This is a genomic window from Coprococcus eutactus, from assembly GCF_001404675.1.
In the GTDB taxonomy this organism is placed as follows: Bacteria; Bacillota; Clostridia; order Lachnospirales; family Lachnospiraceae; genus Coprococcus; species Coprococcus aceti.
This window is the reverse complement of the sequence record NZ_CYXU01000003.1, coordinates 309,684-333,135: the sequence shown is the minus strand read 5'-3', so window position 1 is coordinate 333,135 and position 23,452 is coordinate 309,684. Positions and strand designations below refer to the sequence as shown.

Genomic DNA, 23,452 nt, shown 5'->3' with positions numbered 1-23,452 from the left:
CGAACATGGATGAACAGAATAGAGTAGAAGATATTGACAGAGTTGATGGCGGGTCGACTTCTGAGCAGAATCTGGAGCAGGAAAAGGCTATGATGGCTGAGAATAGTCAGGCACAGAATGGTCAGGGTGTGCAGTCAGTTCAAGCACCATATAGTCAGGTAGCACAGCCAGCTCAGTCACTGTATCAGCATATGCCACAGTATGGCCAGCCGGTGCAGCAGATGCCGCAGTACGGTCAGCCAGCCCAGCAGCCATATCAGCCACAGTCACAGTCACAGTATAGCCAGGGAGCACAGCCAATGCAGACACCATACCAGCAGATGCCGCAGTATGGCCAGCCAACCCAGCAGCCATACCAGCCACAGTCGCAGTACGGCCAGCCGGTACAGCCAACGCCATACAACAACCCTATGGGTTATATGGGATATGAGAACAGGCAGAACATACCTGATGATGTTAAGAAGGGATCCACACATGTACCTAATATGTTAAACCTGATCGGCATTATCATGGCTGTTGTATCAGTATTTATTCCTTATGCTTATATGGGGACAGATGCCAGAAGTATAGTTGGAGTGTTTGGGATAAATGTACTGTCAATGCTTGTTGCGGCGGTAGTTATCATAGCAGACGTGATCTGTGCATTTATCAACAAGGCAGGCTGTTATATAGCAGACCTTGTTATATCTATAGTTGTTGGCGGAATATTGATATTTGAATTTGTTCTGTCATTGATAGATCTTGGAAAGCTAGATGCAGCGGCAAGTGCAAGACTCGGAGTCGGTGCATGGATCAGCGTGGCAGCGGCACTTTTCATGCTGATATCAGTTCCTATATGGTGGACAATCAGCAGAAAAAAGGATAAGGCAGAGAAGCAAGATTAGAATTTAGAAATTTATATTAGTGAAGATAAAAAATAATATAAAAGAAAAATAAGTAAGAATAAGAACCCCATCATGGCTTGTACAAGCTGTGATGGGGTTCCTTTAAGTTTACGTGAGCGATACTTGTCCGAAAGCTGTCGAACAGTTTATCGTTACATTTGTTAATTGTTCTGTTAAAGATCTGTTAATTAGTCGTTAGCCTTACCAACTGATCCGAAGAGTTCCATCTTCTCCTTAACAGTAGCCTTGATAGCCTCGAAACCAGGAGCGAGAAGCTTTCTAGGATCAAATCCCTTGCCCTCAAGATCCTTACCAGCCTCGATGTACTTTCTTGTAGCATCTGCGAATGATAACTGGCACTCTGTGTTAACGTTGATCTTTGAAACGCCAAGTGAAATAGCCTTCTTGATCATGTCAGCTGGGATACCTGTACCACCGTGAAGAACTAATGGCATAACGCCTGTCTTCTGCTGGATAGCATCAAGTGTCTCAAAGCTAAGTCCCTTCCAGTTAGCTGGGTACTTACCATGGATGTTACCGATACCAGCAGCAAGCATATCTACACCAAGATCAGCGATAGTCTTACACTCATCTGGATCAGCGCACTCGCCCATACCAATAACTCCGTCTTCCTCACCACCGATGGAACCAACCTCACACTCGATTGAGAGGCCAAGCTGATGAGCTACGTTAACGAGCTCTGTTGACTTAGCAAGGTTCTCCTCGAATGGATAGTGTGAACCATCAAACATGATAGAAGTGAAACCAGCCTTAACACACTTGTAGCATCCTTCGTATGTTCCGTGATCAAGGTGAAGAGCTACAGGAACTGTGATTCCAAGTGAATCATGCATAGCCTTAACCATTGCTGCAACTGTCTCAAATCCTGTCATATACTTTCCAGCGCCCTCTGAAACACCAAGGATAACAGGTGACTGAAGCTCCTGAGCTGTGAGGAGAACAGCCTTTGTCCACTCAAGGTTGTTGATGTTGAACTGACCTACTGCGTAGTGACCAGCCTTAGCTTTCTTTAACATTTCTGTTGCTGAAACTAACATTTGTAAAATCCTCCGTAAAATTATATTTGGATACAACGTACCCACTTACGCTGATTATACCCCATATAATAAGAAAATAAAAGAATTTTTAGCCAAAAGTTCAACATATAGTTAGTTTGAACTTATCGATAGAAATGAAAAAAATAAAACATTTATAAAGAATAGCCCGCCTTAATTGCATTGAAAAAAATTAAATGCTATGATTTGCCAGTAATAATGACAAAACTATCAAAGTGTAATGCATATAGAACATAATACGTTATGTGTATGCACACAGACGTGGCGCAAAGCACCTTACTATGCTTTTGCACAATATAATCTTAAAAAGGGAGGACGTAATGCTTCAGCTTAAGAACATCGTGAAGGATTACCATACTGGTGATGAAGTTGTTCAGGCGCTCAAGGGTGTATCTGTGAACTTCAGAAGAAATGAGTTCGTGTCCATACTTGGTCAGTCGGGTTGTGGAAAGACAACGCTTCTGAACATAGTGGGCGGACTGGATCAGTACACCAGTGGAGATCTGGTTATCAATGGCAAGTCGACAAAGGATTTCAAGTCAAGAGACTGGGATTCATATAGAAACAATTCAGTCGGATTCGTATTCCAGAGCTACAATCTGATACCGCACCAGTCGGTATTGTCAAATGTAGAGCTTGCGCTCACTTTGTCAGGAGTATCAAAGGCAGAGAGAAGAAAGAGAGCGAAGGAGGTTCTGGAGAAGGTCGGTCTGGAAAATCAGATTCACAAGAAACCAAACCAGATGTCCGGTGGACAGATGCAGAGAGTTGCCATCGCCAGAGCACTCATAAACGATCCGGATATTCTGTTGGCGGATGAGCCAACGGGTGCACTTGACACAGAGACAAGTGTTCAGATCATGGAACTGCTCAAGGAGATAGCCAAGGACAAGCTGGTTATTATGGTCACGCACAACCCGGAGTTGGCACAGCAGTATTCAACAAGAATCGTAAAGCTCCTCGATGGAAATATAATAGATGACTCCAATCCATTCTCAGATGAGGATGAAGCAAAGGAGGATGACGGAAGTTATGAACCTAGAAAGACATCCATGAGTATGTTCACAGCGTTCTCGCTGAGTCTGAACAACCTCATGACCAAGAAAGGAAGGACATTCTTAACAGCATTTGCCGGAAGTATAGGAATCATAGGAATAGCGCTTATCTTGTCGCTTTCATCCGGATTTCAGAAGTATATCAACGATGTGCAGGAGGAGACGCTTGCCACGTATCCGGTGCAGATAACGAAGAAAGCGATGGATTACGATGAGCTGCTCTCAAAGATGGTAGGTAACAACGAGGAGGATTCAGATCACAATCACGCTGGCGAGGACAAGGTATATTCGGGAGATATCATGGGAGACATGCTCGTGTCCATGGTGTCAGATGTGAAGGAGAACGACCTTGAGTCATTTAAGAATTATATAGAAGACGATGCAAACGGTTTCACCAAGTATACAAGTGATATAACATACACATATGATACACCATTATATGTGTTTAACGAGAACAGTGCAAATGGCGGTGTTGCCCAGGTAAATCCAAGCACCACAATGACAGATATGGGATTTGGAGGTATGGCGGAGGCACAGGAGTCAACGGCAGATTTCATGTCGGCATTCAGCTACGGTTCATCGTCAATGGACATGTGGACACAGATGCTTGACAACGACACTCTGCTCAAGCAGCAGTACGATGTGCTGGCAGGACACTGGCCTGAGAATAAGAACGAGGTTGTACTTGTCGTCGACAAGAACAATGAGATAAGTGATTTTACACTGTATACTCTTGGACTTAGGGATTCAAAGGAACTGAGCGATATGGTTTCAACCATACTTGCTGGCGGAGAGGCACCGGAGCTTGAGCAGATGGTGTTTACATACGATGACCTTCTTAATCTCAAGTTTAAGGTTGTGCTTCCGGGCGATCTGTACAAGAAGAATGATGATGGAACATACACAGATATGAGTTCTGATGCTGATTTTCTGAAGTCTGCTGTGGCCGGGGGCCTTGAAGTAAAGGTGTCGGCAGTAATCAGGGCTTCGGATAAAGCGTATGCAACTACCATGCAGCCGGGATATATAGGTTACACATCGGAGCTTGCCAATTACATAGTTTCAGAGAACGAGAAGACAGATGTGCTTAAGGCTCAGATGGATAATCCTGATACTGACATGTTCACAGGAATGCCATTTTCAGATGGCAAGGAACTGACAGCGGATGATGTGGATATGGATTCTGTTATGCAGCAGCTTATGGCTTCAGGTCAGGTTACTGAGGACATGCAGGCACAGATGGCGTCCATGACCAAGGATCAGCTCTTCGATATGCTCAAGGGTTACGGTTTCTTCCAGGAGTCAACATCTACTTATGAGGATAACATGTCAAAGCTTGGATATGCAGAGCTTGCAAAGCCGGCTTCCATCAACCTCTACTGTGCAGAATTTGCGGATAAGGACGAGATAACAAAGCTTATAGACAAGTACAACGAGGATTATCCTGACAAGGAGATCACATACACTGATTACATCGGAATCATGCTGTCATCGGTGACCAAGATCATCAACGCGATAACTTATGTACTCATTGCATTTGTGGCAATTTCATTGATAGTTTCATCCATCATGATCGGAATAATCACATATATCTCAGTTCTTGAGAGAACAAAGGAGATTGGTATTCTGCGAAGCATAGGAGCTTCAAAGAAGGATATCTCAAGAGTGTTCAATGCGGAGACATTTATCATAGGTCTCTTCTCAGGACTCATAGGAATCGGCGTGACGGTGCTGATCAATATACCGATCAGTAAGGTGATAGAGAGTTATATCAACGTTGCCGGTGTATCGGCGCTTCCTTGGAAGGGTGGAGCGATGCTGGTAATCATCAGCGTTATACTGACATTGATCGGAGGACTTATCCCATCGAGAATTGCAGCTAAGAAGGATCCTGTTATAGCGCTCAGAAGTGAGTAATTATAAATTATCTGAATACAAAAAGAAAAGGCTGCCATCTCTGGCAGCCTCTTCTTTTTGTATTAAAAGGGAGTGACTGCAACTACATTATGTGAGGGGAGGGTGTTGCAGTCGTTTATGAAAAAGGGGATGTAAACAACTCGCTTACGCTCTCGCTGTTTACATTTAATAATATACTGAGAAAATGTGTTCTAATTTTGGAGAAGTTGTGTAGAAAATGTGTTTTTCGGGTAAAAATATGAAGATGCTGTAAGAAATTTAAAGGATATAAAAACAGCATAAGGCAGACATGGCTAGAAATTAGAAAGGTAAGTAAAGGTATGAGACAAAATGTGTATTGTCCTGTTTATTTTTGCTGATTATATAATGTATAATGGTAGAAATGTATTTAGGAGGATAAACAGATGGCAGGAAGTCATATAGCAATACCAACCATTCTTAAGATCGGAAAGGGAACCCTGAATGATCTGGGCAAATATATAAGTGCTTCCGGGATGAAGAATGCTGTTATTTATTTTGGAAATGGACTCATAGACATGTTTGGACAGCAGGTCATGGATTCTCTGAAGAAGGAAAATGTGACAGTTGTGGAGTACAGAGAGCTGGATTCCACCAATATAGAGGATATAATCAAGCTGGCATTTGATATAGATGCGAAGGCCCAGGTGATCGTGGGTATCGGCGGAGGAAAGGTTATTGATGTGGCAAAGTATGCGGCATATCTCAGAAAGCTTCCTTTTATAAGTATTCCGACATCGGCATCATCGGATGGTTTCTCAAGCGCCAGCGCATCACTTATGGTAAATGGACGGCGTACATCGGTGCCGGCAAGGATGGCATATGGAATCATAGCTGACACGGAGATCATCAAGTCTGCTCCAGAGAGATTCCTTTACTCGGGAATCGGAGATATGGTATCCAAGATCACATCCCTCTATGACTGGCTCTTCGAGTCTGAACTGGGATACTCTGAGATGAACGATTTTGCAGTTATGATAGCGAAGAAGGCGGTGAACAGCTTCGTCAGAACACCATTTGAGACGATCAAGGATGACCTCTTCCTGAAGGAGCTTCTCGATTCCCTTGCCATGAGTGGTGTTGCTAATGAGATTGCAGGCGGAAGCACACCGACATCCGGAAGTGAACACCTGATCTCACATGCACTTGACAAGATGCTTGAACAGCCACAGCTCCATGGAATCCAGGTGGGAATTGCCACATATATCATGGCGGTTGTCCAGGATCACAGATATGTCAGGGTAAATGCTATATTTGAGAAGACCGGTTTCTGGGATTATGTAGCTACACTTGATCTCAAGAGAGAAGATTTCGCAAAGGCGATAGACATGGCACCACAGATAAAGCCTCACAGACACACATACCTTCACGAGGAGAAGTACAGAGAACTTGCCAAGAAGGTTCTGTATGAGGACGAGGTACTTAAGAGAGTATTCGACTAAGAAAAAAGGTGTGAAGAATGGTACTGCAAGGTGGAAAAACAGTGTATCGTGTAAAACAATGAACAGTATGTGGATGCCAGCCGTGGGGGGCATTGTCAGGAGAGTATTATATGGAAGAAAACAATTTCGGCTATGGATTTGAACATGATGACTATGGGAGATTTGAGCAGGATATTGACCAGGACACAGCATATGTGATCAGACCTGAGCAGATGGGCGGTGGAGCTTCCCCGCAGCCACAGATAAAGAGGACGATCCCTATAGTTACGATTGCATTGATAGTGGCAAATGTCATAGCTGGCATCATGTGCATCGGTGTGGACAATTACTCCAGAACCGGTGGACTCAACTATCAGTACGTGAAGCTGAATGGCGAGTATGGACGACTTATATCGGCGATGTTCCTGCATTCTGGCTTTGATCATCTCTTTGGCAATATGTTTGCACTATATATGTTTGGCTCCACGGTGGAGAGAAAACTTGGCTCCCTGAGGACGACTATCATATACTTTGTATCAGGAATTGTTGCCGGGATCATATCCATGAATGTGTATCATATGACTGATCCTGACAGAATGCATTTCTCTATAGGAGCATCAGGGGCGGTGTTCGGAATCATATGTGCTGCTGTGTTCCTGACATTCATGGGCAACAGGAAAGCAAGCAGAAAAGATATGATGGTATCCATAGTTGTTGTGGTCATATATGCTCTGTATACAAATGAGAAGAATATAGATATCTATGCGCATGTGGGTGGTGCGATCGTGGGAGGAATCCTTGCATTTGCACTGAATATCAAGCGGTGGGAGAAGTTTAGGGAGAACAAATTCTGCAAGCTTTTGGCAGTCATACTCACATTGTCCATGTGCGTGACAGGTATCGGTGAGGCGGGGATCGGCAAAGATGCAGCCGATCTTCCGGATAAGAGGATAGATTATATAAAGGAACAGAAGATATTCCCGGATGGAGACACAACCTATGGGGATGGTCTGGATGCCTATTGCAGCGATGAACACTGGCAGGCATTTGTCGCGACGGACGGAAGTCAGATAGTGCAGTTTGAAGGGAATGCCACATATAAGGGGCAGCAGGTGACGGTCACAGTCCAGTTTCAGATAGAGGGTGACTGCGAGGGCTATCAGCCGGGATATGTCGGGCTGAATGATGTGGGACAGAACAGTGAGAGTGCCACGGAATTCATGTTGACAGTGTGTGGAAGATCGATAAATGAGCTGAAGTACGGAAGATAAATATCGTTGTGTGAACAAATGTGTCATGGTATACTAAATCTGTATATCCATATGCGGATAGAGAAGATATGTGTCTCAGAATATGGGCAGATATATCAGGAAAAGTATATGGTATAAGATCTATTATAATCAGGAAAGTACAGAGATAGAGAAAACATGGCACTCAAATACGTGATGATAAATGACATAATTGAAGAACATAATGCAAGAATGCAGAATCTGAGGAAATATTACCCGTTTTTTGTTCTGGCTGAGACCACATTTGCGCAGTATAAGGAAGGTCGTTATGCACAGCTGGACATGGGTTATATAACCATGGCGATTCTGCGTTTTTTTATTCAGGAGAACAGCTTCAATGAGCGTGAAGTGTCATACGATGAATATGAGGAATTCATGGGGCAGCTCCTTGACCGTGATTTCGATGTGGAGATTGCGGGAGATGACAGGGCTGACCTGATAATGTATATATTTGACAAGATCAAGAACGACGGAAGAGCATTTGAATTCACGTTCTATGATCCGGGAAAGAAGCAGCGCAAGACGGGACGAGTGAAGCTGATAGACAGCCATATAGTGGATGGCAAGGTTCTGTATTTCATCACTGCGGATGGAATCGAATTCTATCTGGACACCAAGGAGATCAAGGACGAGAGCAAGATCAACGTGCAGCAGCTTCTTCTGGAAAAGATGATCGTTGGAGAGAACTTCCGTGGCGGTATCGAGGTCGTGCGCAGGATCAATAGCGAGGTGAACAGGCTGATCCGCGAGAAGGATGAGATAGTAAATCTTCTGTCCATCGACGTGTTCAAGGGCGCGGAGGAGTACGAAAATTATATGAAGACCGTCGGCAAATGGTTCGCTGACGAGCAGAAGCTGTTTGCCAAGAACAAGGCATTGGTTGACAAGGCGATCACCAAGGCGAGCTACGACAACATGGGCAAGGGAAACATGAAGGCAATGGAGGAGATAAGCCAGCTTGAGCTTGAGCTCAAACGGACGATCATCAAGCATGGAAGTCTGATAAGCAGCACCATGGAGCTTCAGAACATATCGGACAATATTATACACAAGGCAAAGCTTCAGAAGCTGAGACCTGCATTTGACTTTGCGGGACAGCTTCAGAGCATCATAAAAGATGACAGACCGGATAAGATGCTCACTATACTTGCGCCTCTCTTTGCTCCGAGGATCGTGAAAACATTTAGTATGACATCCATAGATCACATGCTCACGCTGAAGTCCGAGGACAATGCGAAGACAACAAAGGTGAAGAAGGAACAGCTAGATCCGAACTTCCGTTACGAAGATGAACTGCTCGATGAGCAGATAAGTGCCAACTTCACAAAACTGTTCCACGAACTCCTTGACCAGTTGAGCAAATGGGGACACCTGAGTCTCAAGGAATTTAATGGAATTCTGGAGGTGAAGTTTGGCAAGGAGATATATGACAACAAGGATTACTATTCCTTCCTCACACACCTGGCACAGAAGGACAGGTACAGTGTGGATGAGATCCTGAAGAAGCCGGACACTATGCTGGAGGGAATGCTGGTAGATCACATAGAGAGAATAAAGAAAGTTGACGAAAAAACGCTGGCGGCATCTGTATCTGGAGATCAGGCTGGTGGCAGCAGATCCGGTCTCTCCCGTGAGATGTATGCACCGGAACTCACACTGGATGCGTTCAGAGGCATGACATTTACACTGGAATTCCATCCAGACGAAGAGATACAGATTGGCGAGGACATGTACGTTACGGGAATTCAGTTTAACAAAACCAGCTGAGAGTGATTGTACGGAGAATAGGAGAAAAAGATGGAAAGTAAGAATCTGGACAAGGCGATAGAGATATATTCCAAGTTAATATCAGGTGAGGAGATCTGCAAGAAGCATCCCGACAACGGCCCGCTGTACGATGAATTCTACGGCAATGCCGAGGTGTACGACATCGTCATGAATATGATGAAGAAGATGAACCTGTCACTGTACGAGTACAATGACAGCCTGTATATAACAGCCGGTGAGGGCAACCGGGTATTTGGCTATACGAATGACGACATGAAGAAGCTTCTGGGACTTCGTCTGAACAAGGAGCTCTATCTGTGTTACTTCATTATGTATATGACACTTCTCTATTTTTACAAGGATTCATCCAGCTATCAGTTCAGGGAGTATGTGAAGTCAGAGAACATTATAGATGAGACAAGCAAATATCTTGCGGACATAACGAAGAAGCTTGATGTTCTGTCAACTGATGAGGTGGAGCAGGACAGCTTCAAGGCGATAGCGCTTCTGTGGGATGAGCTCCCGGCGGTGACGGGCAATCAGGAGGGCGACAGCGCCAGGGCGTCCAAGGCATCCCGGGCGGGTTATGTGAAGCTGGTGTTCAACTTCATGTCGGCCCAGCGGTTATTTGTGGAGAATGCGGACAGGTACTATCCGACAGACAGGATGAAAGCTTTGTCGGAGAACTATTTTGAGGAATACAGAGGACGGCTGTATCAGCTGCTTGGAGGTGAAGAAGAGGATGCCTAGTATCAACAGGATAAGGGTCAACAATGTAAAATATAACTTTGGTACACAGCAGTACGATGACTTCACCATGAGAATGTATGGCAAGAACACGCTGTATGATCTGGCAAATGGAGGAGGAAAGAGTATTCTCATGCTTCTGCTCCTTCAGAACCTGATACCGAACTGTACTCTGGATGAGAAGCAGCCTGTGGAGAAGCTTTTCCGTGCGGGCGGCGGCAACACAGTCATCCATTCGCTGATCGAGTGGAAGCTTGACGAGGCGGATATAAAGGATGGCTACAGATACATGACCACCGGATTCTGTGCCAGAAAGGCAAAGGATACGGCGGATGCCGGGGAGGTACAGAAGGACACTGCATCCATAGAGTATTTTAATTACTGCATTTTCTACAGGGAATATAACAAGAATGACATAGTGAACCTTCCTTTGTCGGAGGGGAATGAGAGGATCACATTCAACGGTTTAAAGACATATCTCAAGGATCTCGGACACAGGGATATGAGCCTGGAGATCCGGGTATTTGACAAGAAGGGAGAGTACCAGAGATTTATAAGTGGCTATGGTCTCCACGAGAGCCACTGGGAAATCATACGTGGAATCAACAAGACAGAGGGGCATGTAAGAACGTATTTTGAGACAAATTACAGGACCACAAGGAAGGTCGTGGAGGATCTGCTTATAGAGGAGATCATAGAGAAGGCATTTGCCACAAAGACAGGACGAAACGGTGAGGAAGACACCATGGCAGAGACTCTTCTCGACATCAAGGACAAGCTGAACGTTCTGGCACAGAGAAAGCGTGACATAGCCAACTATGACCACCAGATAGAATTGATAAATGTGCTCGAGGGCAAGGTGAACTCATGCATAGGTCTCTACGAGGACAACGACAGGATATGTAAGGGCCTGGCCGATGTGTATGCCACAGGAAGGGCGTGTACACAGGAGGGCGACACCCATATGGAGGAGCTGGCGAAGGCAAAGGCTGACGCTGGGGAGCAGATGGAACAGCAGAACAAGCGTCTGGCAAATCTCAGGGTCACCAGGGATTATCTGCGCCTTGAGGACATGAACCGCAAGATGGATGACACTGTCACGCAGATAGAGGACAATGAGAAGAAGCTTGCGGAGCTGAAAAACCAGATCGGCTACAAGGAGAGTGTAAATGACTACCTTGTATACAGGGAGAACAAGCGACAGTACGAAGAGAGCAGACTGATAGTCGACAATATAAGAAACAACATCGGATCATCCAGTGAGAAGATGGCGGTGTATGCGTACAACAGACGCATCCGTGATGAGAAGAAGCTTGCAGAGCTCATGGCGGCAAGGGAAGAGGCCCAGACCAGCTATGATCACGCACTTGAGGAGGCGGAGTACTGCAGAAAGGTCATGAGGGAGGGCGAGATCGCCCAGGCGGTGGCGGAGAACAATATCGCTGATGCCACAGCCAAGATTGATGAGATAAGTGCCCGCATAAGTGAGCTGGCAGCATCGGTCAACCTGCTCGTAGTGGGTGATGTGAAGGATATGATGAACAAGGCTCAGGAGGAGTCTGACAGGATACTTGCTGAGATGACAGAGTTGGAGATAGCCATAGCAGATGGCAGGACAAAGCTGTACGATGACAGATACAGACTGACGACTGTGCAGGCTGAGTATGATGCGCTGGAGAGAAGCTGCGAGGATGCAAGGCTTGACGCCGAGGCGTACAGGCAGTCGGGAAGCCAGCTCGACAGCATCATGGCAGTATACTCTGTGGAGAATCCACAGGATATAACAGGTGTTATAAATGACAGGATTAGGGGCACCATAACAGAGACGATCAAGCGCCAGCAGGAGATCGACAGACTGACAAAGCTTGCGAAATGCTATGAGGATGGCAGACCATTTCCGCCGTCGGAGGGGGCTGAGACTGTGATAAACTACATCTCCACCAGACATGGGCTCATGGCCATGCATGGTGCGGATTATCTGTCAGCACTCCCGGGTGATACAAAGGAGGAGCTGCTTCAGGCAAATCCATACCTGCCGTACAGTGTTGTGACAAAGGGATTTGATAGTCTGGAGGATGATATAAATCTCGGTTCGATAGACACCGGCAGCGAATGTGTAATGGTGTACGATATGGATAAGCTTTCAGACTCAGCGATAGTTCCCGCCGAGAACATGCTTATCATAGGAAGAGACAGGAAATATTTCATGTCTAAGGACTCCATGGAGGACGCCAGAAAGGCAAATGCTGATAAGATAGCAGGTCTCACGGAGGAGATCAGCCTGATAAATGAGAAGCTTGCGACTTATCAGGAGGATCTTGCATTTGTCACAAGGCTTGTGGATGCGAGATATACAGGTGCCGAGGACAGGGAGAGAGAGCTGAACCAGGCACTGCTCGATAAGAAGGATGAGCTTGAGGAGCTTAAGACATCGATCAAGGTTACAGAGACGGAGCTTAAGAATAACACCGAGAGATATGGAGACCTGCAGCAGAGTCAGCAGAAGGGATCTGACAGAAGACAGACATTTGTCATGATAGAGCAGCTGTCGGATCTTGCAAGACCGGAGGAGCAGAGACTTGCCGAGTATAAGCAGAGGAAGTCTGACCTTGTGGCAAAGCTGTCAGGACTTCAGAGCGATGTGCTGAAGTGGTCGACGACGGTTGGAGAGACTGAGTCAAAGCTTGCGGGGCTTACAAGGAATATAGAGGATATCCAGTACAAGTGGACGGAGTATTTCGAACCGTATCTGCCGAAGTCTGAGAATGCGGGAGTTGCTGAAAATACAGATGGTGCAGGCGTGGCTGCTGCGGCATGGCAGGACGGAATACCGGAGGAATACAAGGAGACTTTGGACATTTCAGATGAACGGCTTGAACAGGAATTTATGGCTATGCTGGCGGTTTCAAAGGAGCATGCGCCGGATCTTGAGGACAAGAAGAAGCTCATGGATGCGCTGAAGAAGTCAATGGACAGAATACAGAAGACCATAGAGAAGAGAGGCTTTGACATGGCGGTATTTGCCGGGGCAGGAGAGCTCTATCCGACGTCTGAGGACAATCTCAGGGAGATGGACGATGAGCTGGCAAGGCTCACGTTGATAGAGGCGTCGCTGATGCAGCAGCAGAAGGCTGACCAGAAGGCGTATAGCAAGCTTGAGGGAAGCATAGAGTATGCGATAGAGAACATCAACCGCACATACGGCGATGGCAGCTATGTACGTGAGGAGATATCTGCAGCCGATGCAGATACAGCCATAGCCAATGGAGATGCGGTGCTTGCGGATATGAACCGCATATTCAAAGAAGCTGAGAAGGCGTACAGCGATTACTATAAGCAGTATGGTTTCATGGTGGATCTGTACAAGGATGTAAAGAGAATAGTCGATACAAATGACATAGATGTGTCCGGTGGAAATGTACTGGATGAAGACATGGATACCCTCAGACAGTTATTTGAGACAAGTCTCATGAAGTACGACAGGAGCATGAAAGCCCTTGACCGCGCGAAGAATGAAATCATGAGATTCAAGGGACAGACGGCGGATACACTAGTGGAGATGGGTGTATTCGAGATGGCCAATACGATCAGACAGGATGTGCAGGTTCCGGATACCTACAGTCAGACAAAGGAACTTCTGGCAAATCTTCTTCAGATTATTGAGTTCATCAAGCTGGAGAAGGAGCGCGTTGAGAAGGGTATCGAGGATATGGTTGCCATCAAGGAGAACTTCGAGAATCAGTGTGTACAGAGATGTATGGATGTGAAGACTGAGCTTGAGAAGCTTCCAAAGCTGTCACGTATCACGGTGGGCGATGATGTCATCAAGATGGTCGATCTCACCATACCTTACGTGAAGGATGAATTTGTAAAGCAGAGGATGTCTGATTATATAGATGATATAGTGAAGGGTGCGGATTCCTACGAGGATGAACGAAAGAGGATCAAGTACATCCGTGACTGTCTGGGCCTCAAGAAGCTGTTCGGTGTCATGGTCACAGATATGAATGCCATCAGACTCAATCTCTACAAGAGGGAGAGGATAAAGGAGCAGAGCCGGTATCTCAGGTATGAGGAAGCTGTTGGAAGTACAGGACAGTCCCAGGGTATCTACATCCAGTTCCTGGTTGCTGTCATCAACTACATTGCAGGAATGTACAGCCTGGCACCGGAGGAGTCGGTACAGTCTAAAACAATATTTATTGACAACCCGTTTGGTGCGGCGAAGGATATATACATATGGGAGCCTATATTTGCCATGCTGGCAGCCAACCATGTGCAGCTCATCGTACCTGCCCGTGGCGCGACCCCGGCCATCACAGGACGCTTTGATGTGAACTATATCCTGGGACAGCAGATGGTGGGCGGAAAGCAGCAGACGGTAGTGGTGGACTACACCAGTAAGACGGATCAGGAAGAACTGGAATATCAGGAACTTTCCTATGAGCAGGCGACCTTCGACTTCATTTAGGGAGGCTGTGGAATGGCTTGACCGGTTTCATATTCCCCTGATAGGCAATCTGAAACCATCAAGCCATAATTCAGGTTACGGGTTTTGCAGATATATGTTGTTGAATTACTTTAAATATTAGCTTGGGAGGAACTATAGATGGATTGGAACAGGAAACAGCTTAGAAAGGGAGCGTGGAACACGGTATTTAAGCGGGGACTTATGGCTTGGATGGCCATGGTCGCTGTGTGTTTCATTTTTTCTTATCTTGGGGTAGATGATTCTTCCCAGACAAAATTCGTGAAGGGAATAGATCAGGTGCTTGGACAGGAGACCGAGCATGAGGCTGACAATGTGACCATACTCAAGGAGTATGTAAAGAATATGCCGATGATTGAGCATATGTCGGAGAAAAAAGCCGAGACAGTAGCCCGTGCGATAGACTCGGTGACGGCGAAGCAGACCTGGATCATCAAGCTTTTAGGCGCCAACACGGCATATGTGGAGAGAAATCCCGGCGAGGTCATAGTGATGCTCCTGATATCTGCTCTTATCATGGCTGTTGTCCATTTCTTTATACAGAGTGCGGCGATAGTGGGCAAATGCCGTTATGCCATGGAGTGCAGATACAGTGACAAGGTGTCCGTCAACCGAATGTTTGCACCTTTCCACAGACATTATTTACTCAGACTTATGTGGGTCATGTTCTGTTACAATGTTGTTATGACACTCTGGTGGCTCACGATAATCGGTGGTGTGTACAAGTATTATCAGTATAGGATGGTTCCATATCTCCTGGCGGAGAATCCAAGACTCAAGTGGAGAGATGCGAAGAACATGTCAAGGGAGATGACGAGAGGCTATAAGTGGAAAATGTTCCTGACGGATCTGTCATGCATCCACGTGTGGATGATCAAGGCTATACCGGTTGCAGGACTTCTGGTAGCATTACCGTTTCAGATGGAGCTTGATGTGGAGATGTACTTCTGGTTCAGACAGAATATAGGTGTGGAAAATTTTGTCGAGGAAGCATTCAATGCTGCACCATATAACAAAAAGGTTATCGAGGCTGCTTATCAGTCGGCAGGAGACGCGGGAGTTGCTGAGGTATGGACTAAACCAGCCTATATTCTCCAGGATGTCGCGGTCGAGGTGCCTGAGGGAATGAAGGTGAAGAGTGAATACAGTCTCAGGGACTTCATTTTCTTCTTCTTTGTGTTCTGTTTTATAGGATGGCTGTGGGAGGTCGTACTCTATATAGTTATGGATCATGTTCTTGTAAACCGTGGAACCATGTATGGACCGTGGCTGCCTGTGTACGGAGTCGGCGGCGTTGCTATTATATTCCTGCTTGACCGCTTCAAGGCAGATAAAGCAAAGCTGTTTGCTATGGCTATGGTGGTATGTGGAATCATAGAATTTATAGCGAGCTGGGCACTGGATTTCTTCTTTAACTCACAGTATTGGGACTACAAGAACGAGTTTCTTAATGTAAATGGAAGAATATGTCTGGTGGGACTTCTTGCATTTGGTTTGGGCAGCCTGTTTGGAGTGTATATAGCGGCACCGAAGCTCAGTGAATTTCTGAATTCCAAGAGCAAAAAAGTGCAGAACATTATATGTATCACATTGTCGGTATTGTTTATCATAGATCTGATATGCTGTGCCATCTTCGGATTTAACAAGGGCGAAGGAGTTGGCGGCACATTATAAAGAGAAGGAACCAATATGACGAAGTCATATAAAAAGGAGGAACCAATATGACGGATATACAGAATGGTAAAATGATTGATCCGGGGAAAAAGTCCTGGAATATAAAGGCAGGAGTATTCAGCTCCTGTATGCTGCATATCATTGCGATGACATGCATGCTAAGTGATCACATGTGGGCAACGTTGTTTCCGTATGTAGATATACTTACGTGCATAGGAAGAATAGCATTTCCGATATTTGCCTTCATGATAGTTGAAGGATTTTATCACACCAGTAATTTCCGCAGATATCTGTGCAGAATGTTGGTATTTGCGGTGATATCTGAAATCCCATTTGATCTTGTGTCCGGAGACAGTGTCCTGTATCTGTTTCATCAGAATGTACTTTGGACATTCCTTATAGGATTACTGCTGATAGCATTGATAGACAAGGTGAGGAAAACGGGCAAGGTATGGCTGTGGATCCCGGTTGCGATTGTTGTGACTCTTGTGGGATATGTGATAGGAACGATCACCATGGTTGATTTCTATGGAGCGGGAGTTGTCATGGTTATAATGTTCTATCTGTTCCGGGGCAAGGAACCATGGAAATTGATAGCACAGCTCGTGTGTATGTATTATATCAATGCACAGTTGCTTAGTGGATATTGTTATACATTTAGTATAGCGGGACATAGCTTTGAATTCCCGCAGCAGGCGTTTGCGCTCATCGCATTGCCGGTGATATGGCTATACAATGGAAAACTGGGATACCATAAGAAGTGGTTTAAATACTTCTGTTATGCATTTTATCCGGGACACTTGCTTGTATTGTACATAATCTGGCAGATGGTGATGTAGACATGGTATGAGCAGAGAATCGGTGGGTTTTGCAGATATTTGAGAAAGGAAGAAATAGTATGAATGCGGCTCATAAGATAGTGGTTTTGGTTGGCAGTATATTCCTTGCTGTCGGCGTTTTCGTGGGAATTATATTTGCAATTGTGGCGGAGCCGGGAAAATTCCCCCTGGCTATGTTGAGCCTTCCGGGAGGTTTCTTACTGATCGGTGGGGGCATGGATATAGTGGTGGCGATATTGGTTCACAACAAGAAGATGATAGTGAAAAAGGGCGTGAGGTACCCTGCAAAGATATATGGATACACGGAGAATACTTCTGTCAGGGTGAACAATACATATATGATGGACACAATCGTGCATTATTTTGACAGCTACCATGTTGAGCGGGAGGCTATAATACCAACGGGATTCACAAGGGGTGCCGGCATGTACCCGATAGGTCTGACGATAGATATATTTGAGTACAACGGCAAATACGGCTATGATCCGGATTCAGTAAGGGATGAGAGGCTTCCTGGTGAGGAAGAGCTCATGGACGACAAGCCGGTGGCACCGGATAAGCTGAGACTTGTGGCGGTCAGATGCCCGAATTGTGGTTCGAGTTTCCGTGCAGCGACTGGATATTCCAGCAAATGTCCTTATTGTGGAAATTACTTGAATGTGAATATGTAAGCCTGAAAAAGAGCGTGGGTGAGTCGAACCCACGCTCTAGCAAAAAGGAGATAATTTTATGCACAAACCTACGAAACAACAAAAAAAAGATAAAAACAAGCCGTTATAGAAGATTCCACTAAAATGCCGAGAATGAGTCAAAACTGCCCAACTCAATATGCAATTTTACCCGTGTTAAGCAAAAAATACACTTGACATATAACTATTAACCAGTGTGAATTGGTAAAAATATCTATAAAGAAATCAATAAATCGCAAAATTTTGCTAATTAATCCAAAAATATTCTATTCTTTCAAAACCCCTGTCAAATTATAATGAATACAGTCAATGAGGCAAGACGAAAAAATAAAACACACAAAGCCAAAGGATGTGTTAAGTTTCAGAAAACTTAACATGCAGCATCAGCCCTTGCCGAAGGCAATTACAAATGGGCTGATGTTCAAAGAACAGGAGGGAATGTAATATGAGAAAAAGAAGAATTTTAGCTGTAGCAGCAGCTGCAACACTTGCTTTATCAATGGTAGGATGTGGATCAGGCGGAAGCTCAAGTGGCGGAAGCTCAAGCAGTGGAGTAGCCAACAAGGACAAGCCACTTTGCTGGTTCAACCGTCAGCCATCTAACAGTTCAACAGGAGAGCTTGACAAGGACGCTCTTAGCTACAACAAGGACACATATTATGTAGGATTTGATGCTAATCAGGGTGCTGAGCTCCAGGGCCAGATGGTTCTTGATTACATCAAGGCAAATGCAGCAACGATCGATCGTAACGGTGATGGAGTCATCGGATATGTACTTGCAATCGGTGATATCGGACATAATGATTCAATCGCACGTACAAGAGGTGTTCGTTCAGCACTTGGCACAGGAGTTGATGCAAACGGAGCAGTTGATTCAACACCAGCCGGAACAAACGTAGATGGTAAGGCAACAGTAGTACAGGATGCTAAGCTTGATGTTGATGGCAAGACATATACGATCAGAGAGCTTGCATCACAGGAGATGAAGAACTCTGCAGGAGCTACATGGGATGCAGCTACAGCTGGTAATGCAATAGGAACATGGACAGCATCATTTGGTGATCAGATCGATGTAGTTGTTTCAAATAACGATGGTATGGGAATGTCAATGTTCAATGCCTGGGCAAAGGACAACAAGGTTCCTACATTTGGATACGATGCTAACAGCGATGCAGTTGCAGCAATTGCAGAGGGCTACGGCGGAACAATTTCACAGCATGCAGATGTTCAGGCTTACCTGACACTGAGAGTTCTCCGTAACGCACTTGATGGTGTAGATGTTGATACTGGTATCGGTACAGCAGACGAGGCTGGAAACCAGCTTGAGGAAGGTGTTGACTACAGATACAGCGCAGACGAGAGATCATACTACGCACTGAATGTGGCAGTAACAGCAGACAACTATCAGGATTTCACAGATTCAACAAAGGTTTATGACAAGGTTTCAAAGCAGCTTGACTCAAGCAAGAGCCCAAGCAAGAAGGTATGGCTTGACATCTACAACGCTTCAGATAACTTCCTGAGCTCAACATACCAGCCACTTCTTCAGAACTACGATGACCTTCTTAACCTGAATGTAGATTACATCGGTGGTGACGGTCAGACAGAGTCTAACATCACAAACCGTCTTGGTAACCCAGGCGAGTACGATGCATTTGCAATCAACATGGTTAAGACAGACAATGCAGCATCATACACATCAATTCTCTCTAAGTAATATAAGTTACCTGGATGATTGATCAATAGGAAATGATTTAACTCAGAGGGGTGTCAGACTAAACATTTGATACCCTTCTTTTACTAAGAGCATGTATCAAGTTTTCTATGAAAACTTGATATGTAGCATCAGCCCTCGCCGAAGGCGACTTTTAATGGGCTGATGTTCAATGAAAGGAAGTAGAGATATGGCAGAAGATAAGAATAAATACATCTTATCGATTCAAGGCATGAGCAAATCATTCGGCAGAAACAAGGTCCTTAACCATATTAATTTGAATGTTAAACCTGGTTCGATCATGGGACTTATGGGTGAGAACGGTGCCGGTAAATCGACAATGATGAAGTGTCTCTTCGGAACCTATCAGAAGGACGAAGGCACAATAATATTAGATGGAAAAGAAGTAAATTTCTCTGGCCCTAAGGATGCACTCGAGAATGGAGTTGCGATGGTTCATCAGGAATTAAATCAGTGTCTTGAGAGAAGCGTTGTTGACAACCTGTTCCTTGGACGTTATCCAAAGAACTCTCTTGGAGTCATCGATGAGGGCCGTATGAAGAAGGAAGCTTCAGACTTGTTCAGAAAGCTGGGTATAACGGTCAATCTTACACAGCCGATGAAGAGAATGTCAGTTTCCCAGAGACAGATGTGTGAGATCGCAAAGGCTATCTCGTACAATTCCAAGGTAATCGTACTTGATGAGCCTACATCATCACTGACAGCACCTGAGGTTGCAAAGCTTTTCAAGATGATGAGACAGCTCAAGGAGCAGGGAATTTCCCTGATCTACATCTCACATAAGATGGATGAGATATTCGAGATCTGTGATCAGATATCAGTTCTCCGAGACGGTAGTCTGGTCATGACAAAGGACAGCAAGGACACCAACATGAATGAGCTTATATCAGCCATGGTTGGTCGTTCACTTGATAACAGATTCCCACCGGTCGACAATACGCCGGGTGAGACGATCCTCTCAGTACAGGGACTCTCCACAAAGTATGCACCGAAGCTCCAGAACATCACATTTGATGTGAAGAAGGGTGAGATATTCGGTCTCTATGGTCTGGTTGGCGCAGGTCGTACAGAGCTCCTGGAAACTATATTTGGTATTCGTACAAGAGCAGCAGGAAATGTAATGTATGGTGGCAAGATCATGAACTTCACCGGTCCAAAGGATGCTATGGATCACGGATTTGCCCTCATCACTGAGGAGAGAAAGGCAAATGGTCTCTTCCTCAAGGCAGATATCACCTTCAATACCACCATTGCAAATATGAACCACTACAAGAGCGGCGTGGCACTGTCACATGACAGCATGGTTCGTGCCACAGCTGAGGAGATCAAGGTCATGCACACCAAGTGTATGGGACCTGACGATATGATCGCCAACCTGTCCGGTGGTAATCAGCAGAAGGTTATCTTCGGAAAATGGCTTGAGCGTTCACCAAATGTATTCATGATGGATGATCCTACAAGAGGTATCGATGTAGGAGCTAAGTATGAAATATATGAACTTATAATCAACATGGCAAAGCAGGGCAAGACTATCATAGTTGTCTCCTCTGAGATGCCGGAGATCCTGGGTATCACAAACCGTATAGGTGTTATGTCAAATGGACACCTTGCCGGAATTGTAAATACCAAGGAGACTAATCAGGAAGAATTGTTAAGACTTAGTGCTAAATATTTGTAATAGAGAGGAGCATGGATATGGCAGATAAAAATATGATCCTTTCGGCTGATGCAGAGGAAAAACTCCTCAAGCCGATTGATGAATATGTTGGAAAGATACAGGCTCAGATCGATGAACTTCGAGTTGATGGATCTGACAAGGTTCGTAGTTTGAAGAACCATATAGCTATCGCAAAGGAAGATAAGAATTTATCAAAGGAAGAAAAGGATAGCATAATCGCAAAGGATAAGGCAGCCCTGGAGAAGGCAAAGGCAGTTGAGGCAGCCAATAAGGATAAGGTTGCAAAGCTTATCGCTGACGCAGAGGGATACCTTAAGGAGCATTATGACAGCGAGTACTACAGCAAAGTAGTGGCAAGCTGCGAGACTGAGAAGGCAGCAGAAAATGAGTCCTATGAGAGAGTAAAGGCAACACTCAAGACAGAGCATGAGCAGACACTTGCAAAACTCTCTGATCCGGAAGAGATCAAGGACGAGAAATATGTATACAAGAACAAGCTCTTTGATGCACAGATGACACATGAGTCAAGACTTCAGGAGATTAAGGACAGAAAGCATGATGCATTTTCACACAAGTATCATCTGATAGATCTCCTTAGAATGTCCAAGTACACATTCATGCAGAGCAGAGCACAGAAATTTGAGAATTACAAGTACACATTCAACACAACACAGTTCCTTTACAAGAACGGTCTGTATATAGTAATCGTGTTGATATTCATTGCACTTTGTATCATCACTCCAATTGTGAAGAACACACAGCTCCTCACAGTTACCAATATACTGAACATACTTCAGCAGGCATCACCTAGAATGTTCCTGGCACTCGGTGTTGCGGGACTTATCCTCCTGACTGGTACCGATCTTTCGATTGGACGTATGGTTGGTATGGGTATGGTTACAGCTACCATTATCATGCACAATGGTGCAAATACAGGTGGTGTGTTTGGACACATATTTGATTTCTCAAGCATGCCGGTTGTAGGAAAAGCATTATTTGCACTTGTTGCATGTATTATCCTCACAACAGTATTCTCAAGTATTGCAGGTTTCTTCATGGCGAAGTACAAGATGCATCCGTTCATTTCAACAATGGCGAACATGCTGATCATCTTCGGACTTGTAACATATGCGACAAAGGGTGTTTCGTTTGGTGCTATTGATTCAGCAATACCAAATATGTTCATCCCAACAATAGGAAACTTCCCAACTATTATCATTTGGGCAGTAGTTGCAATCGTGGTAGTATGGTTCATCTGGAACAAGACTACATTTGGTAAGAATCTGTACGCTGTAGGTGGAAACCCAGAGGCAGCAGCAGTTTCAGGTATATCAGTTTTCAAGGTAACACTTGGCGCATTCATCCTTGCCGGTATCCTTTACGGATTCGGATCATGGCTTGAGTGTAACAGAATGGTTGGTTCAGGTAGTGCAGCTTATGGACAGGGCTGGGATATGGACGCCATAGCAGCCTGCGTTGTTGGTGGTGTTTCATTCACAGGTGGTATCGGTAAGATCTCCGGTGTTGTAACTGGTGTTCTTATCTTCACATCACTTACCTACTCACTTACCATTCTTGGTATTGATACAAACCTTCAGTTCATATTCGAAGGTATCATCATCCTTGCCGCTGTAACTCTTGACTGTCTCAAGTATGTACAGAAGAAGTAAGGAACAACAAATTTAACTCTCACAAAACCTTTATATAAAAAGCCGCTCGGATCGTCTACAGGATGGATTGAGCGGTTTTTTTCATAAGGAGGGGCCCCGCATAAGCGGGAGGATTCCTTGTGAAGTGCACGAAGTGCACGCATGACGCAAGGCATGTGATTGGCGGACGCCTTCTGTGCGGCTGTGCTAACGGAAGCTGTATCTGCCCGGCTGATGATGTCTGCATTTATATACTGTGGCATCACGTTCCCCTTCCCTCACTTCAGCTTGCTTTTATCTGCACACTGCTTTGACCGCGATAAGGGCAATGCGGTCTCCGCAGTGGCAAAAAGCGCTGAAGCTCAGTCGTGTTCACTATCGATGTCGCAGTATATAAATGCAGCCATGCATGCAGCCGGGCAGATACAGCTGTTCGTGGTGGAAGGAGAAGAAATCATCAGTCGCGTCTAGCTATCGATTAGGTGGTATGCATAAAAGTGGCAGGCGCATGCAAGGAAGGCTGGG

General features: G+C 45.2%; 14 protein-coding genes. 13 read left to right on the top strand and 1 reads right to left on the bottom strand.

Going from position 1 to position 23,452, the window contains the following annotated elements; translation table 11 throughout:
- Positions 1-5: 5 nt before the first annotated feature.
- Positions 6-884, top strand: a complete 879-nt coding sequence (locus ARA78_RS08490; RefSeq protein ID WP_156329437.1) for a hypothetical protein — start codon at positions 6-8, stop codon at positions 882-884.
- 188 nt (positions 885-1,072) lie between these two features.
- Here ARA78_RS08490 and fba read toward each other — a convergent pair whose 3' ends face one another.
- The gene (fba, locus tag ARA78_RS08485) at positions 1,073-1,942 is read right to left on the bottom strand and encodes a class II fructose-1,6-bisphosphate aldolase (protein ID WP_015534405.1); all 870 of its coding nucleotides are present in this window, start codon (positions 1,940-1,942) and stop codon (positions 1,073-1,075) included.
- A gap of 338 nt (positions 1,943-2,280) precedes the next feature.
- Between fba and ARA78_RS08480 the strand changes: the two genes are divergently transcribed.
- The 12 genes from ARA78_RS08480 (at position 2,281) to ARA78_RS08425 (ending at position 22,948) form a co-directional block, all read left to right on the top strand.
- Positions 2,281-4,932 (top strand): ABC transporter ATP-binding protein/permease, encoded by a 2,652-nt coding sequence (locus ARA78_RS08480; protein WP_055280366.1) that lies wholly within the window; start codon positions 2,281-2,283, stop codon positions 4,930-4,932.
- Positions 4,933-5,336: 404 nt separating this feature from the next.
- A complete protein-coding gene (locus ARA78_RS08475) occupies positions 5,337-6,392 on the top strand; it encodes an iron-containing alcohol dehydrogenase family protein (protein WP_022217410.1) in 1,056 nt (351 codons plus the stop codon).
- A 110-nt stretch (positions 6,393-6,502) separates the two neighbouring features.
- A complete protein-coding gene (locus tag ARA78_RS08470) occupies positions 6,503-7,642 on the top strand; it encodes a rhomboid family intramembrane serine protease (protein WP_015534401.1) in 1,140 nt (379 codons plus the stop codon).
- Positions 7,643-7,798: 156 nt separating this feature from the next.
- Positions 7,799-9,427, top strand: coding sequence for a hypothetical protein (locus ARA78_RS08465; protein WP_055280365.1), 1,629 nt, complete (start codon positions 7,799-7,801; stop codon positions 9,425-9,427).
- 30 nt (positions 9,428-9,457) lie between these two features.
- Positions 9,458-10,177: a DUF6063 family protein gene (locus tag ARA78_RS08460; protein ID WP_004852816.1), complete on the top strand. Its 720-nt coding sequence runs from the start codon at positions 9,458-9,460 to the stop codon at positions 10,175-10,177.
- Positions 10,158-14,645: a hypothetical protein gene (locus tag ARA78_RS08455; RefSeq protein WP_242849693.1), complete on the top strand. Its 4,488-nt coding sequence runs from the start codon at positions 10,158-10,160 to the stop codon at positions 14,643-14,645. The genes ARA78_RS08460 and ARA78_RS08455 overlap by 20 nt, the downstream gene beginning before the upstream one ends.
- A 138-nt stretch (positions 14,646-14,783) precedes the next feature.
- Entirely contained in the window at positions 14,784-16,337 is a 1,554-nt protein-coding gene (locus ARA78_RS08450; RefSeq protein ID WP_055280363.1) for a DUF975 family protein, read from the top strand.
- A gap of 47 nt (positions 16,338-16,384) precedes the next feature.
- The gene (locus ARA78_RS08445) at positions 16,385-17,176 is read left to right on the top strand and encodes a TraX family protein (RefSeq protein WP_055280362.1); all 792 of its coding nucleotides are present in this window, start codon (positions 16,385-16,387) and stop codon (positions 17,174-17,176) included.
- Between the two features lie 59 nt (positions 17,177-17,235).
- A complete protein-coding gene (locus ARA78_RS08440; protein ID WP_055280361.1) occupies positions 17,236-17,847 on the top strand; it encodes a zinc-ribbon domain-containing protein in 612 nt (203 codons plus the stop codon).
- A gap of 463 nt (positions 17,848-18,310) precedes the next feature.
- A complete protein-coding gene (locus ARA78_RS08435; RefSeq protein ID WP_015534394.1) occupies positions 18,311-19,582 on the top strand; it encodes a substrate-binding domain-containing protein in 1,272 nt (423 codons plus the stop codon).
- A gap of 187 nt (positions 19,583-19,769) precedes the next feature.
- Positions 19,770-21,278 (top strand): sugar ABC transporter ATP-binding protein, encoded by a 1,509-nt coding sequence (locus tag ARA78_RS08430; protein WP_015534393.1) that lies wholly within the window; start codon positions 19,770-19,772, stop codon positions 21,276-21,278.
- A 17-nt stretch (positions 21,279-21,295) separates the two neighbouring features.
- The gene (locus tag ARA78_RS08425) at positions 21,296-22,948 is read left to right on the top strand and encodes a galactose/methyl galactoside ABC transporter permease MglC (protein WP_022217415.1); all 1,653 of its coding nucleotides are present in this window, start codon (positions 21,296-21,298) and stop codon (positions 22,946-22,948) included.
- Positions 22,949-23,452 lie beyond the last annotated feature (504 nt).

Bases quoted from the DNA above. Each gene is read 5' to 3' on its own strand.
- ARA78_RS08490 (WP_156329437.1), top strand. From the start codon at position 6: ATGGATGAACAGAATAGAGTAGAAGATATTGACAGAGTTGATGGCGGG.
- fba (WP_015534405.1), bottom strand. From the start codon at position 1,942: ATGTTAGTTTCAGCAACAGAAATGTTAAAGAAAGCTAAGGCTGGTCAC.
- ARA78_RS08480 (WP_055280366.1), top strand. From the start codon at position 2,281: ATGCTTCAGCTTAAGAACATCGTGAAGGATTACCATACTGGTGATGAA.
- ARA78_RS08475 (WP_022217410.1), top strand. From the start codon at position 5,337: ATGGCAGGAAGTCATATAGCAATACCAACCATTCTTAAGATCGGAAAG.
- ARA78_RS08470 (WP_015534401.1), top strand. From the start codon at position 6,503: ATGGAAGAAAACAATTTCGGCTATGGATTTGAACATGATGACTATGGG.
- ARA78_RS08465 (WP_055280365.1), top strand. From the start codon at position 7,799: ATGGCACTCAAATACGTGATGATAAATGACATAATTGAAGAACATAAT.
- ARA78_RS08460 (WP_004852816.1), top strand. From the start codon at position 9,458: ATGGAAAGTAAGAATCTGGACAAGGCGATAGAGATATATTCCAAGTTA.
- ARA78_RS08450 (WP_055280363.1), top strand. From the start codon at position 14,784: ATGGATTGGAACAGGAAACAGCTTAGAAAGGGAGCGTGGAACACGGTA.
- ARA78_RS08445 (WP_055280362.1), top strand. From the start codon at position 16,385: ATGACGGATATACAGAATGGTAAAATGATTGATCCGGGGAAAAAGTCC.
- ARA78_RS08440 (WP_055280361.1), top strand. From the start codon at position 17,236: ATGAATGCGGCTCATAAGATAGTGGTTTTGGTTGGCAGTATATTCCTT.
- ARA78_RS08435 (WP_015534394.1), top strand. From the start codon at position 18,311: ATGAGAAAAAGAAGAATTTTAGCTGTAGCAGCAGCTGCAACACTTGCT.
- ARA78_RS08430 (WP_015534393.1), top strand. From the start codon at position 19,770: ATGGCAGAAGATAAGAATAAATACATCTTATCGATTCAAGGCATGAGC.
- ARA78_RS08425 (WP_022217415.1), top strand. From the start codon at position 21,296: ATGGCAGATAAAAATATGATCCTTTCGGCTGATGCAGAGGAAAAACTC.